The organism is Thalassobacter sp. (assembly GCF_982993085.1).
On record NZ_CEZFMW010000099.1, the window covers coordinates 1 to 13,604 of the forward strand.

Genomic DNA, 13,604 nt, shown 5'->3' on the forward strand with positions numbered 1-13,604 from the left:
AGCGGCGCGAGGATCAGGCGCATACGCTGGAAGAAGACCCCTCGATCTTTCCCCTTGCTATGCCGCTGATCGCAGGACCCGGCGCGATTGCCACCGTGATCTTGCTGTCGGGTCAGGCGCAGGGCGACCCCCTTTATTTGGCACAAGTCATGGGGGTCGCGGCCGCGGTTCTAGGGGTGGTTTTGCTGCTCTTTAGCCTTGCGTCTCCGGTTGAGCGGCTGCTTGGCCCCACGGGTATCAACGTGGTCACACGCCTTTTGGGCATGCTTTTGGCCGCACTTTCAGTACAATTTGTACTGAACGGCATACTCGCCATTTGGCCTAACTGATCCGCGGCCCTATATGATGGGTCATGACTGGCGACGACATTGCAAACCTCATTTACCTGTCCGTTCTGATCCTTGTGATCGGCGGCTACTTTATTGCGGCCAGCCGCACAAACCTGCCTAGGTTGTTGCAGCAGGGTGCAATCTGGATGTTCATCTTCATTGGGGCCATCACTGTTGCTGGCCTCTGGAGTGAAATGGGCACGACCTCTTTCCCTCGCCAATCCGTGGTGCAAACGGAGGGCAGCACGATTGTGTCAGCCCCCCGAGACCGCGATGGCCATTACTACCTTTCGCTGATCATCAATGACGCGCCTATCCGCTTTGTCGTGGACACGGGCGCCACAGATTTGGTCCTGACCAAAGAAGACGCCGTACGCGTTGGTTTGGACCCCAAGCAACTGGCTTATCTTAGCATCGCGAATACCGCCAACGGCCAAGTCCGCTTGGCCCGCGTGCGCCTAGACAGCGTGCAGCTGGGCGATATCACGGACCAAAACGTGCGCGCCGTCGTCAACGAGGGCGACATGCGTGAGAGCCTTTTGGGCATGACATACTTACAAAAGTTCGGACGTATTCAGATTGAGGGCAATCGCCTGACGCTGATCCGTTAACGCCGCCAGAATTGAAGCGTAAAAAGCGCGTAGACCACCATCAACTCTAGTCGTCCAACCAGCATACCTGCCGCCAACAGCCATTTCGCTGTGTCATTGAGCGTGGCAAACGATCCTGCCGGGCCGATGGTATCGCCCAAGCCCGGTCCCACATTTGCAAGGGCCGTCGCAGCCCCCGACAGCGACGTCGTGAAATCGAGGCCGGTCATCCCCAACAGAACCGACAAGACCCCAATAGACACCACAAATACCACAAAGAACGCCATAACCGACGACAACACATCCGGCCCCACCCGCCGCCCGTCATAGCGGATCGCGAAGATCCCGTGGGGTGAGTGGATTTGGCGGATTTGCATCACGATGGCTTTGAACAAAAGCTGATAGCGAAAGACCTTAATCGAACATGCGGTCGACCCAGCGCAGCCCCCAATCAGCCCCGCAAAAAACAGGATCACAACCGCAAGGCTGCCCCATTGCATGTAGTCCGCGCTGGCATAGCCCGTCCCCGTCAGGATCGAGACAGAGTTGAACAGCGCGGCCCGAAACGCAGCCTCTGAGATCTGCCCTTGATCCAGCAAGCGCACCCCCACCATGATCGCAACCAACACCGCCGCGATCCCGAAAAACAGCCGCACCTGACTGTCTTGCAACAACGGCTGTGCTGTACCGGCCGCCAATTGCACAAACCGCACGAACGGCAACGCCGCCAGCGCCATAAACACCACCGCCACATATTGCACCAACGGCCCAAACGCGCTGAACGAGGCATCGGTATTCGCGAAGCCGCCCGTGGCGACGGTAGTCATGGCATGGACGATGGCGTCGAACGGCTGCATCCCTGCGGCGGCATAGGCCAGCGCGCAGGCACCCGTAATTCCGAGGTAGATCACCGAAATAGAGCCCGCGATCTGCGTCGCCCTCGGGAGGATTTTACCAAACGTATCAAACCCTTCCGAGCGGAAGATTTGCATCCCCCCGATCTTGAGCTCGGGCAGGAACACCATCGCGACCACAATCACCCCGATGCCGCCGAACCACTGCAACATGCCGCGCCACAACAATAGTCCCCGGGGTAAGGCATCAAGCCCCGTGAACACAGTGGAACCGGTGGTGGTCAGGCCGGACATCGCCTCAAAGAAGGCATCCACGATGCGGGCCTCTGTGGCGCCCATCCAAAACGGCAAGGCCGCAAAAATCGGCAGGACAAACCAAACGCCCGTGGTCAGCAAAAAGGTCTGTTGCAAAGAGAGCCGGGCGCGTTGCGCATTCGCACAAGCCAGCGCCATACCGACACCGATCAAAAACGTCACGGTCGCGGACTCGAGGAAAACGATCCAATGGCCGTTCCCTTCCCACAGGTCGAGCATCATCGGCGCCAGCATCGCAAGGCCGAAAACAGCCAAAAGCTGGCCAATGACATATCCAACCGGGCGAACGTCTACCATGGGCGCAGCTTTGGGGCGGGGCCGCGAGGGTGTCAAGCCGAGGCTCTAGCCAACGATTGCGCCCAACCCCCAGCCTGCCACAGCACAAGCAGGCAGCGCCCGCGCCAGCCCCCATCCGCGCCACATCATCAACACAGCCGCCAAGCCCGCAAGCACGAGGGCCATGGGGACGAACCCGGCCCAATCGGGCACCCACACCCGGACCAGTCCCCATTGCAGGCGCTCACCCCCCGCAAACACCACATTCAGCGCAAACCAGAGCGACAGGTTCGCGATCACCCCGACCACGGCGGCTGACACCCCCGCCAATGCGCCCTGCAATCGCGGCGCATGGGCGAGCCGTTCGATGTATGGTGCACCTGCAAATATCCACAGAAAACAGGGCGCAAATGTCGCCCACAGCGTGACCAACCCCGCCGCAAGCCCCATGCCCCATGTTTGTGCGCCCGCCATGATACCCACAAACAGCGTCACAAGGATCAACGGCCCCGGCGTTGTCTCCGCAAGGCCTAAGCCGTCGACCATCTGCGCCGCTGTCAGCCAGCCCTGCCCCTCAACCGCGACCTGCGCCATGTAAGCCAACACCGCATAGGCGCCGCCAAATGTGATCACGGCCAGCCAGCTGAAAAACATCGCAATTTCGGGTAGCACGGTCTGTGGAAACACCAGCGCAATTGCCCCGAGTGGCACCAGCCAGACTGCCGCCCAAGTACCAATCCTAACCAATGTATCGCGCAGCGGGACGGCCGGGGGTGCGGCTGTTGCTAAAGCTTTCGGCGCGCAACAGATCGCACCAATACCTGCGGCAACACCTAAGATGACTGGAAACGGCACCTGAAACACGAACAATGCCACAAATGCCGCAAACGCGAGCAGGTAGGCCACCATGCCGTTCAACGTCTTGGCCGCAAGGCGTCGCATCGCCAGCGCCACAATGACCAAGACGGCGGCCTTTATCCCTAGAAATGCAGCCTGCACATCGGGCAACTCGCCAAATGCAATGTAGATCGCTGTCAACGCGCCCACCACCACTGCCCCAGGCAAGACGAACAGGAGGCCCGCGATAACGCCGCCAACTGTGCCCCGCAATCGCCATCCGGCATAGGTACACAACTGCATCGCCTCCGGCCCCGGCAGCATCATGCAAAAGCTGAGGGCGCGCAGAAATTCAGCCTCGGTCAGCCACTGGCGATCTTTGACAAGCGTATCGTGCATCACCACGATCTGCGCCGCGGGCCCACCGAACGACAGCAGGCCAATACGTAAAAAAGCCCATGTAAGATCGGACATCGGGATCATAGGGACGTCATCCCGGCACGGCAAATGCGACCTTTAGCCCACGTGAAACAGCGATTGAAACAACCGCGGATCAAGCGAGCGGGCGGCAAAAGTGTCACCCTCCGTAAGGACCGAGATCGCATCATGGCTATGCAAGCTCTCTTGGTGGCTTGCAATGACGCGGAAGTCGCCGATGCGCGGATCGGCCTTGAGTTGCGCACAAAACGAACGCGCGGCGTCTTCGACAAAGATCGGGTTGGCTGCGTTCAACTCCGCGAAGGCTTGTTCGTCCTCACGCTTGACCATGACTTGCGTTTCCGTGGGCACGCCCGCGCGACACAACTCAATCAGGTCCTCGAACCACAGACGAGACGGCCCGGTCACCTCAACGGACACACGCGCCACGGAGCGTTGCGAATGCGGCGTCGCCAACTGGCCACGGGCCTGACGCGCGTGCTCTGATAGCTCAAGTGAACAGGGGCAAGTGCTGGAATACACATAATCGAGGTGCATGAATTTCTGGCGCACGCCGCCAGTGTCCACAACCTCCATCGCAATGTCGTAATACTGATACCCCGACAGGCCAGACCGTAGGCTGTCCACCTTCATTGGAAAGCTAAAACGCATCTGGATACGCGCATCAAAGCTTTCGAGGTCGGTCTTATAATCACTGAGCGCGGCTTCGATCACGCCCAGTGAAAACCGCTCCTCGGAGCGGGCATAGAATGTGCGCATGATGCGCGACATGTTGATGCCCTTTTTCTCCGCCTCAAGGCTGACGGAGCCGGTGACCGACGTCTCAAGTGTAAGTTCAGCGCCCTCACGGGTGTGATAGCGAATCGGCAAGCGAAAGTTCGAAATGCCCACGTGTTGGATCAGTGCCTTTTCCCCGCGGATCAGGCTAGATGGCCCGTTTTGCAGGTCCGGCAGGGTGGCGCGATACGCATCATCTACGGTGAAATCATCTGGATAAGTGCGGCTTAGGGGCCGGCCCGCACCCTCGGATTCGGGCAAAAGCTGCGCAATTTTGGGATCGAGGGCGGCAATCTCAGCCTCGGACGCAGCAGCGGCCCAGCGCTGTAGCGTTGCAAGCGCCTCGGCGGCTTGATCATCATTCAGTTGGCGGTCAATTTCCGGTGCGTGGATGTTCATGCCATCCCCCCTTGTGGTTCGCGCGATCAGCAGTGCGGGCCCTCCCCGCCTTTTGCGATGGTGTGAGATATACGACCAAGTGTCAGAGTTGGTTTACAATTTTACGACACTTTTCTGAGAAAAACGCAACTTGGGCGAGATTTCCCAGAAAAACAAGGAAACCCCACTGCGCATCAAACCGCCTCTAGTGCCCCCAAGATGTCCGCGATTAAGTCATCGGTGCCTTCCAGCCCCACCGAAAGCCGCACCAAACCATCCGTGATGCCCAGATGCGCGCGTTGATCCACGCTTAGCCGTTGGTGGGTCGTCGTGGCCGGATGCGTCGCGATGGATTTTGCGTCGCCCAAGTTGTTCGAGATAATCACGATCTCAAGCGCGTTCAGGAACCGAAATGCCGCCTCTTTGCCGCCTTTGATATCGACAGCCACAACTGTGCCGCCCTTTTCCATCTGGCGCATCACAAGCGCGTGTTGCGGGTGGCTCGCAAGACCGGGGAACAGAACATTCTCAAGGGCCGCGTGCCCCTCTAGGGCCGATGCAATCGCCAGCGCCGTGTCGGCTTGGGCATTCACCCGCAGGTCGATATGCTCCAACCCCTTGAGCATCACCCAGGCGTTGAACGGGCTCATCGCACCGCCGGTATGTTTTAGATAAGGCTCCGCCGTTTTGCGCACGAAGTCTTGGGTCCCACAGATCACCCCCCCAAGGCAGCGCCCCTGCCCGTCGATGTGTTTGGTCGTGGAATACACCACCACGTCTACGCCCAGCGCGACCGAATCCTGAAAGCACGGCGTGGCAAAGACGTTGTCCATCACAACTGTGGCGTCATGAGCATGGGCCAGATCACAGACCGCCTTAATATCAATAACTTCCAATGCGGGGTTCGAGATCGATTCAAAGAACACAACCTTGGTGTCCGGGCGGATCGCGGCCTTCCACGCGGCAAGGTCGGTGCCATCGACAAATGTCACCTCGACCCCAAAGCGGGTCAGAATTTCTTCGAGGATATAAAGACAGGACCCAAATAGCGCCTTGGCCGAGACCACATGATCCCCGGCCTTCAACAGGCTCATCATTGCGCCGTTCACCGCCGCCATACCGCTGGCTGTGGCAAAGGCATCCTCGGTGCCCTCCATCGCCGCGATCCGGTCCTCAAACATCGCCACGGTAGGGTTGCCATAGCGGGCGTAGATGAACTCTTCGCGTCCGCTTTTGATAAAGCGCGCCTCTGCGGCCTCAGCCGAAGGATAAACAAACCCTTGGGTCAGGAACATCGCCTCTGACACTTCGCCATATTGGCTGCGGCGGGTGCCTGCGTGCACAGCACGGGTCCGCTTGGACAGCGCGCGTTTGGAACCTGCGGTGGTTTGAGGTGTGTCTTTCATGGCTTCGCTCCTGCATCTGGCCTAAACCGGCAATTGGAGGTGCGGGTGGAGCCAGTGCCCCATGACCAACCTCTTTAGCGGCATATTTATAGAGGGCCACAATCCGGTACAAATCCCCTCTCTAGGCGCTGGCATAAAGCGCTGGGGCGCCGGTGTCAATTTGGCTGCACTGTCGCCTGTGTGCGGCACCTTGCCCTTGCGAAGGGTAGAAATTCGGGCGACCTTCTGCTCCAACAGGAGGAACTGCCATGACCACCCCCCAAGACCCGATTGAATTGTATTTCTGGCCCACACCAAACGGTTGGAAAGTGTCCATCGCGTTAGAAGAAATGGGCCTGCCTTATGATCTGAAACTGATCAACATCGGCGCGGGCGAGCAATTCGCGCCAGAGTTCCTTAAGATCGCCCCCAACAACCGTATGCCCGCAATTGTGGACCCGCAGGGCCCCGATGGCAGCCCAATCTCCATCTTTGAGTCCGGGGCGATCCTGCAATACCTTGCACGCAAAACCGGCCAATTCGGCGGCACGACCGAGCGCGAGCGTATCGCAGTAGAGCAGTGGTTGATGTGGCAAATGGGCGGGCTGGGCCCCATGGCCGGTCAGGCGCATCACTTTATGAAATATGCCCCTGCAATGGACCCACCGAATGACATCCCCTACGCCAAAAACCGCTACGGCACGGAAACGGCGCGTCTTTATGGGGTGCTGGACCGCCAACTGGCCAACAACCGCTATGTGGCTGGCGATTTCTACTCCATTGCGGACATGTCAATCTGGGGCTGGGCGTCCCTGTGGGAAGGTCAGCAACAGACGCTAGAAGACAAACCCCACTTTGCCCGCTGGCTGGCAGAGGTCGGCGCGCGGCCCGGTGTCATCGCGGGACGCGCACTGGCGGCGGACAAGCGTGGAGCGGCCAAGGACCTTGCGCGCAGCAAGACGCTGTTCAAATCCACAAAGTGAGGGGAAAATTGCCCACGCTACGTCACAATTACCCCGAGGGACTCGCAAAACGGCGGCGCGCTGCCTAAACTCTGTTAATGTATTTTAAACGGAGCGCATTATGCAGTCAGAGAGTTTGCAAAAATTCGGCTTTGTGGCCTTGATGATCCTGATGGGTTTGGCGTCGCTCGGCGTGCTGGATGGGCAGATCTAAGCATGGCGAAACGCTTTAGTGGAGAGTTCAGTCCTGACGGGCGCAACCAACCGGGGGCCAAGCCCGGCCCGTTGGTCGGTGCGAAGCCGAGCCGCCATCGGTTGCGACTGCTGATCCTGTTCCTACTGCCCCTGCCACTTTTGTTTCTGGGCTTGGGCAAGCCCCCTCTCGCGATGGCTGTCGATTTTATCGCTGCCGCAACGCTGATCCTTGCCGCTTGGCTGTTGCAAGACGGGCTGAAGGCCGAGAACGCCTATAATGACAGAAAAATTGCACGGCGCCCTGCCTTTCCACGCAAAATATGCGCAAGCGTCCTAACAGGTATCGGCATCGCCTTGGCCACGATGGACGTGCTATCCGGCATCCCCGGTGCCGCGCTTTACGGGATTGTCGGCGGAATTCTGCACAGCTTTTCATTCGGCATCGATCCCATGCGCGACAAGGGCATGGAAGGCATCGACACATTTCAGACTGAGCGTGTGGCCACTGCCCTCGACAAAGCCGAAGGTTACTTAGCCGAGATGAAAGATGCCGCCCTACGCGCCGGAGATCGCGGTGTGATGGCACGGGTGGATCGGTTCCAAACCACAGCCCGCGTTATGTTTCGCACCGTCGAAGAAGACCCCCGCGACCTGTCTGCTGCGCGTAAGTTTTTGGGCATCTATCTTGTGGCCGCCCGTGATGCGACGGTCAAATTCGCGGATCTGTTTGCCCAAACCCGCGACGCGCAAACCTTGGCCGATTTTGACGCCTTGCTCACCGACCTAGAGGCCAGCTTTGAAGCGAAACGAGAAAAGCTTTTAGTGGCAGATCGCAGTGATTTAGATATTGAAATTGAAGTATTACGAGACCGTCTTAAACGTGACGGCCTGCTTATTAACGATTAGGAATTTATCATGGAAAAATCAGTACACGAACAAGCAAAAGCCGCCCTCAAGGAGGTCGAAGCCATCAGCGCCGTCGTCTTGCCCGAACCCACCGCCGAGCTGATCCCACTTGCCAAGGCCGAGGCCCCCTTGGCCGCAGACATCCGCAAGCGCATGGATGAAATCGATCTGGCCAACACCGACAGCATCATAGCATTTGGCTCTGCCGCGCAGGTTGAATTGCAAGAGATCTCCCAAGCCATGTTGGCCGACGTCAAAAACAAAGACGTAGGCCCCGCAGGCGACAGTCTGCGCACGATGGTGACCACAATCCGCGGCTTCTCCGTGAGCGAGCTGGACGTGCGGCGCAAACGCTCGTGGTGGGAACGGCTCACTGGGCGTGTCGCGCCCTTTGCCAATTTTCTTGCGCGCTACGAGGACGTGCAGGAACAAATCGACAAAATCACCGAGACGCTTGAGGGTCATGAGCAGACCCTCCTAAAGGACATTAAGTCCCTTGATAAACTCTATGAAAAGACCTTGGATTTTTACCGTGAGCTGGGCCTGTATATCACAGCCGGTGAGGAGAAAATCAAAGAGCTAGACACCAATGTCATTCCCGCCAAGGCATCTGCAGTTGCCGCCGCCGCCCCCGATGACCAGATGATCCTTGCACAAGAATTGCGGGATATCCGCGCCGCGCGCGATGATCTGGAACGCCGCGTTCACGACCTTAAATTGACGCGGCAGGTGACGATGCAATCCCTGCCCTCGATCCGGTTGGTGCAGGAAAACGACAAGTCACTGGTGACCAAAATCAACTCGACCCTCGTGAACACCGTGCCCCTGTGGGAAACCCAACTGGCGCAGGCGGTCACGATCCAACGTTCCCGCGAGGCGGCAGAAGCTGTGCGCGAGGCCAACGACCTAACCAACCAACTGCTCACCCAGAACGCCGCCAACCTGCGCGAAACCAACAAGATTGTGCGTCAAGAAATGGAACGCGGCGTGTTCGATATCAACGCCGTGAAACAGGCCAATGACGATCTAGTCGCCACGATTAACGAAAGCCTCCAGATCGCGGATGAGGGCAAAGCCCGCCGCGCCGCCGCTGAGGTAGAACTGCAGAAAATGGAGGCTGAGCTGCGCGACACACTCGCCTCTGCCAAGGCGCGCAAGGACGGCGTGGGCGACACGGCAGGGACATCGGTGCCCATCGCATGATCCCAGCGCGCCGCTCTTTTTCGATGACCATTGCGCGGCTGGCCGCTGCGTTTGGCCTGTGCGCCCTGATTGGGGCCTGCGCGGTGGCCCCACCCGATCCGCCCGACGCCATCCCCATGGTCGCCCCCGGCGTGATCCCAGCGATCCCCGCCGTGCGCACCCCATCGTATGAAAGCAAATCAGCCCGCAAATACTATACCCGAGTAGAAAAAGAGCAGATCGCACGGGGCCTGATGCGCGTGGATGGCGGTGGGCCGGACGTGCCCTATGACGCCGATGACCTGAGCCGTAATTTTGAACGCGTGGCGCTGTTCAACGAATACACGCAAATCGGCGGGCGGTTTGTAGCGGCGCAAACAGAAGCCCAATTGCGCCGTTGGGAGGGGCCTGTGCGCATCGCCCTGCACTTTGGGCCCAGCCTGCCAGAGGCGCAGCAGGCCCGCGACAAAGCCCTTATTCAGAAATACATCAAACGGCTGGCGCGCGTCACGGGGCATTCGATCACGCTGGTGTCCAACCCCAAGCGGGCCAACTACCATGTATTCGTGGTCAGCGTGGATGAGCAGCGTAACCTTGGCCCCCTGATCAAAGCCGTAGAGCCCAAGCTGGGCACCGCAACCATCAAGGAAATGACCAGCCTGACGCGCAACAATTTCTGCGCGGTCTATGCCTCTTCCACACGGGCCGCGCCCTATGTCTATTCGTCAGCCATCGCCCTGATCCGAACCGAGCATCCCGATCTGATGCGCGATGCCTGCTATCACGAGGAAATCGCCCAAGGTCTTGGTCTGGCCAACGACAGCCCCAAGGCCCGGCCATCCATATTTAACGACGACGAAGAATTTGCCTTTCTGACCACTCATGATGAACGGCTACTCAGCATTTTGTATGACCCCCGGCTCCGTCCCGGGATGACCCCCGACCAAGCCCGCCCCATCGTCGCACGTCTTGCAAGCGAGCGCGCGGCCAGCGGCTCTATCTGATTTTCCGCCTCAGGAGGCACGCATGCCCATTTTCGATTTTCTAAGCGGCCAGTTTATTGACGTTATTCATTGGACCGACGACAGCCGCGACACCATGGTCACCCGGTTCGAACGCGAAGGCCATGAGATCAAATACGGCGCCAAGCTAACCGTACGCGAAGGCCAAGCGGCTGTTTTCATTCACGAGGGCCAGTTGGCGGACGTGTTTACCCCCGGGCTCTACATGCTCGAAACCAACAACATGCCGATTATGACCAGCCTTCAGCACTGGGATCACGGATTCAAATCCCCCTTCAAGTCTGAGATCTATTTCGTCAACACCAACCGCTTTACTGACCTTAAGTGGGGCACCAAAAATCCGATCACCCTGCGTGATCCTGAATTTGGCGCCGTACGGTTGCGGGCCTTTGGCACCTACACCGTCAAGGTGACAGACCCTGCCCGGTTCCTAACTGAGATAGTGGGCACGGACGGTGATTTCACCACCGATGAGATCACCTTTCAAATCCGCAATATCATTGTCCAAGAAGCCTCGCGCGCGTTGGCCAGTTCGCGCATACCGGTGCTGGATATGGCTGCCAACACCCGCGATTTGGGCAAGCTGATCGCAGAGCAGATCAGTGAAACCATCACCGGCTACGGGCTAACACTGCCGGAGTTATACATTGAAAACGTCTCACTGCCGGCGGCGGTGGAAAAGGCCCTTGATAAGCGCACCTCAATGGGCGTCTTGGGCGATCTTACGGAATACCAACGTTTTGCGACCGCTGAGGCGATGCAATCAGCCGCGACGACGCCGAATTCCGGCATGGGTGCCGGGCTCGGCATGGGAATGGGTATGGGCATGGCGCAATCCATGGCCCAGCCTCAACGGGGCCCGTGGGGGGCTGTGCCACAGGCGGCGCCACCACCGCCGCCTCCTCCGGTGGAGCATATTTGGCACATCGCACGTAACGGTCAGACAACGGGGCCATTTTCAAAGGCTGCGATGGGTAAAATGGTGACCGAGGGCGGTCTGACCCGCGACACGCACGTTTGGACACCGGGCCAAGATGGCTGGCTGCGCGCCGAGGACGTGCGCGAGTTGGCGCAGCTGTTCACCGTGATGCCACCGCCTCCGCCCCCCGGCGTCTAGGGTGCCCTTGCGCAGCCGCACATGACTGACGTGCTCGACCACCGATTTCCCTGCGACGCCTGCGGCGCGGACCTGCGGTTTACGCCCGCCGCTGGACAGTTGGTCTGTGACCACTGCGGCAACACCGCACCAATGGAAGGCCGCCGCGTCGCGACGTTGCAGGAAATCGACCTGCGCACAGGGCTCAGCCAAGGCGGCTCAGACCTCATGGAGGAAACGCGCGTTTCGACCTGCCCCAATTGTGCCGCACAGGTCGAATTTGATCCCGACATCCATGCCGCAGAATGCCCGTTTTGCGCCACCCCCGTGGTCACCGACACAGGTGCGCACCGTCATATTAAACCCGCCGGTGTCTTGCCCTTTGCGCTTGAAGAAACAGCAGCCAAGCAAGCCATGTCAGATTGGCTGGGCGGTCTGTGGTTCGCGCCGAACGGGTTGCAGGCCTATGCGCGCAAAGGGCGCAAAATGCAGGGTATCTATGTGCCCTACTGGACCTTTGATGCGGATACGGCGACCGATTACACAGGTCAACGCGGCACGGTTTATTACCAAACAGTGACTGTCATCCGCGACGGAAAGCCCGTGCGCAAGCAAGTGCCTCGCACGCGATGGCGTACTGTCTCGGGGCGGGTGGCGCGGTTTTTTGATGATGTGCTGGTGCTTGCCTCCCGCTCGCTTCCGGCGCGGTTCACCAAGGCGCTCAGCCCCTGGGATTTGTCCGCGCTCACACCCTATACGCCCGAATTTCTGGCCGGGTTTCGCGCCGAAGGATACACCGTCACGCTTGAGGACGGTTTTGAGGACGCCAAGCAACAGATGGACGCCGTGATCAATCGCGATATCCGCTTTGACATCGGCGGTGACAAACAGCGGATCGACCATGCCCGCACCCAGATGCGCGATGTGACGTTCAAGCATGTCCTGCTGCCCGTCTGGCTTGCCGCCTACAAGTACCAAGGCAAAAGCTACCGCTTTGTGGTCAACGGTCAAACCGGCCGAGTGCAGGGGGAACGTCCCTATTCGGCGTGGAAAATCGGCTTTGCAGTGCTGGTCGGGCTGGTACTTGCGGCGGCAGTGGGCTACGCGATTGCCCTAAGCGAACAGGGAAGGTTTTAGGCGATGATACTTTGTGCGGGCGAAGCCTTGATCGATATGTTGCCACGCCAAACGGCGGCGGATGAGGCCACGTTTATGCCCTGCACAGGCGGGGCCGCGTTGAATATGGCAGTGGCTTTGGCACGGCTCGATACGCCGGTGTCGTTGTTCACGGGCCTGTCGACGGACATGTTCGGCAACCAACTGCGCGCCAGTTTGGCGGCGGCTGGTGTGGGCGACCGTGCGGCCACATCGGACCGGCCCACGACACTAGCCTTTGTGGAACTGGTCGATGGCAGCGCACGGTACGCGTTTTTTGACGAAAACACCGCCGGACGGATGCTGACGGCGGATGACCTGCCCGCGCTAGATGATGTCCAAGCCGTGGCACTTGGCGGGATTTCACTGGCGGTTGAGCCGTGCGCCGACGCGTTTGAGAGCCTGTGCACCCGTGCGGCCGCCGACAAACTGGTTATGATTGACCCCAACATTCGGCCCTTGTTCATCAGTGATGAGACCCGCTATCGCGCGCGGCTGACCCGCATGATGGCGGTGGCCGATATCGTCAAGCTTTCGGACGAAGATCTGGACTGGTGGAATGGCGGCGACATCGATGCGCTTTTGGCGTCTGGCCCCAAAATGCTGGTGATGACCAAGGGCCCAGAGGGCGCTGTTGCGATCCGCGCCTCGGGGATGGTCTCGGTGCCTGCAACTCGGGTAGATGTGGTCGACACCATCGGCGCTGGTGATACGTTTAACGCGGGTTTCTTGGCAGGGCTGTCGGATGCGGACGCCTTGTCCAAAGCGGCGCTGGCCACGCTTAGCGACGACACCTTGCGCAATGCCCTCACGCTTGGGGTGCAGGCTGCAGGCATCACGGTTTCGCGTGCGGGCGCCAACCCGCCCCACCGGTCCGAGCTATGAGGGCCGTTGTCCAACGCGTCCG

The 13,604-nt window shown here is 59.4% G+C and carries 13 protein-coding genes and 1 riboswitch; of the genes, 9 read left to right on the top strand and 4 right to left on the bottom strand.

The features are described 5' to 3' along the window. Both AC4GMC_RS13890 and AC4GMC_RS13895 read left to right on the top strand, forming a co-directional pair. Positions 1-329, top strand: a 329-nt coding sequence (locus tag AC4GMC_RS13890; RefSeq protein ID WP_487878284.1) for a MarC family protein, incomplete at its 5' end; no start/stop codon positions are given. Between the two features lie 23 nt (positions 330-352). Next, positions 353-940: a retropepsin-like aspartic protease family protein gene (locus AC4GMC_RS13895; protein ID WP_487878283.1), complete on the top strand. Its 588-nt coding sequence runs from the start codon at positions 353-355 to the stop codon at positions 938-940. On the opposite strand, the gene AC4GMC_RS13900 is transcribed toward AC4GMC_RS13895, so the two are convergent. The 4 genes from AC4GMC_RS13900 to metZ form a co-directional block, all read right to left on the bottom strand. Continuing rightward, positions 937-2,385 (bottom strand): TrkH family potassium uptake protein, encoded by a 1,449-nt coding sequence (locus AC4GMC_RS13900; RefSeq protein ID WP_487878282.1) that lies wholly within the window; start codon positions 2,383-2,385, stop codon positions 937-939. The two genes, AC4GMC_RS13895 and AC4GMC_RS13900, sit on opposite strands and share 4 nt — an antisense overlap. Before the next feature lie 45 nt (positions 2,386-2,430). Then, positions 2,431-3,684: a chromate efflux transporter gene (chrA, locus tag AC4GMC_RS13905; RefSeq protein ID WP_487878281.1), complete on the bottom strand. Its 1,254-nt coding sequence runs from the start codon at positions 3,682-3,684 to the stop codon at positions 2,431-2,433. A gap of 33 nt (positions 3,685-3,717) precedes the next feature. Further along, positions 3,718-4,815 (bottom strand): GTP cyclohydrolase FolE2, encoded by a 1,098-nt coding sequence (folE2, locus tag AC4GMC_RS13910; RefSeq protein ID WP_487878960.1) that lies wholly within the window; start codon positions 4,813-4,815, stop codon positions 3,718-3,720. Positions 4,816-4,988: 173 nt separating this feature from the next. Next, a complete protein-coding gene (metZ, locus tag AC4GMC_RS13915) occupies positions 4,989-6,200 on the bottom strand; it encodes an O-succinylhomoserine sulfhydrylase (protein WP_487878959.1) in 1,212 nt (403 codons plus the stop codon). Between the two features lie 53 nt (positions 6,201-6,253). Beyond that, a riboswitch (SAM riboswitch) is annotated at positions 6,254-6,330 on the bottom strand. A gap of 118 nt (positions 6,331-6,448) precedes the next feature. Between metZ and AC4GMC_RS13920 the strand changes: the two genes are divergently transcribed. The 7 genes from AC4GMC_RS13920 to AC4GMC_RS13950 all read left to right on the top strand — a co-directional run bounded on the left by AC4GMC_RS13920 (position 6,449) and on the right by AC4GMC_RS13950 (position 13,582). Further along, positions 6,449-7,162 (top strand): glutathione S-transferase N-terminal domain-containing protein, encoded by a 714-nt coding sequence (locus AC4GMC_RS13920; RefSeq protein ID WP_487876904.1) that lies wholly within the window; start codon positions 6,449-6,451, stop codon positions 7,160-7,162. A 195-nt stretch (positions 7,163-7,357) separates the two neighbouring features. Further along, positions 7,358-8,242, top strand: coding sequence for a 5-bromo-4-chloroindolyl phosphate hydrolysis family protein (locus tag AC4GMC_RS13925; protein ID WP_487876905.1), 885 nt, complete (start codon positions 7,358-7,360; stop codon positions 8,240-8,242). Between the two features lie 9 nt (positions 8,243-8,251). Continuing rightward, positions 8,252-9,445, top strand: coding sequence for a toxic anion resistance protein (locus AC4GMC_RS13930; RefSeq protein WP_487876906.1), 1,194 nt, complete (start codon positions 8,252-8,254; stop codon positions 9,443-9,445). Further along, positions 9,442-10,428, top strand: a complete 987-nt coding sequence (locus tag AC4GMC_RS13935; protein WP_487876907.1) for a DUF2927 domain-containing protein — start codon at positions 9,442-9,444, stop codon at positions 10,426-10,428. The genes AC4GMC_RS13930 and AC4GMC_RS13935 overlap by 4 nt, the downstream gene beginning before the upstream one ends. A gap of 22 nt (positions 10,429-10,450) precedes the next feature. Beyond that, the gene (locus AC4GMC_RS13940) at positions 10,451-11,563 is read left to right on the top strand and encodes an SPFH domain-containing protein (protein WP_487876908.1); all 1,113 of its coding nucleotides are present in this window, start codon (positions 10,451-10,453) and stop codon (positions 11,561-11,563) included. A 21-nt stretch (positions 11,564-11,584) separates the two neighbouring features. Then, entirely contained in the window at positions 11,585-12,679 is a 1,095-nt protein-coding gene (locus AC4GMC_RS13945) for a TFIIB-type zinc finger domain-containing protein (RefSeq protein ID WP_487876909.1), read from the top strand. 3 nt (positions 12,680-12,682) lie between these two features. Further along, positions 12,683-13,582 (top strand): carbohydrate kinase family protein, encoded by a 900-nt coding sequence (locus AC4GMC_RS13950; RefSeq protein WP_487876910.1) that lies wholly within the window; start codon positions 12,683-12,685, stop codon positions 13,580-13,582. Positions 13,583-13,604: the final 22 nt, after the last annotated feature.

Excerpts from the sequence above, each read along its gene's own strand:
- AC4GMC_RS13895 (WP_487878283.1), top strand. The coding sequence starts at position 353 with ATGACTGGCGACGACATTGCAAACCTCATTTACCTGTCCGTTCTGATC.
- AC4GMC_RS13900 (WP_487878282.1), bottom strand. The coding sequence starts at position 2,385 with ATGGTAGACGTTCGCCCGGTTGGATATGTCATTGGCCAGCTTTTGGCT.
- chrA (WP_487878281.1), bottom strand. The coding sequence starts at position 3,684 with ATGATCCCGATGTCCGATCTTACATGGGCTTTTTTACGTATTGGCCTG.
- folE2 (WP_487878960.1), bottom strand. The coding sequence starts at position 4,815 with ATGAACATCCACGCACCGGAAATTGACCGCCAACTGAATGATGATCAA.
- metZ (WP_487878959.1), bottom strand. The coding sequence starts at position 6,200 with ATGAAAGACACACCTCAAACCACCGCAGGTTCCAAACGCGCGCTGTCC.
- AC4GMC_RS13920 (WP_487876904.1), top strand. The coding sequence starts at position 6,449 with ATGACCACCCCCCAAGACCCGATTGAATTGTATTTCTGGCCCACACCA.
- AC4GMC_RS13925 (WP_487876905.1), top strand. The coding sequence starts at position 7,358 with ATGGCGAAACGCTTTAGTGGAGAGTTCAGTCCTGACGGGCGCAACCAA.
- AC4GMC_RS13930 (WP_487876906.1), top strand. The coding sequence starts at position 8,252 with ATGGAAAAATCAGTACACGAACAAGCAAAAGCCGCCCTCAAGGAGGTC.
- AC4GMC_RS13935 (WP_487876907.1), top strand. The coding sequence starts at position 9,442 with ATGATCCCAGCGCGCCGCTCTTTTTCGATGACCATTGCGCGGCTGGCC.
- AC4GMC_RS13940 (WP_487876908.1), top strand. The coding sequence starts at position 10,451 with ATGCCCATTTTCGATTTTCTAAGCGGCCAGTTTATTGACGTTATTCAT.
- AC4GMC_RS13945 (WP_487876909.1), top strand. The coding sequence starts at position 11,585 with ATGACTGACGTGCTCGACCACCGATTTCCCTGCGACGCCTGCGGCGCG.
- AC4GMC_RS13950 (WP_487876910.1), top strand. The coding sequence starts at position 12,683 with ATGATACTTTGTGCGGGCGAAGCCTTGATCGATATGTTGCCACGCCAA.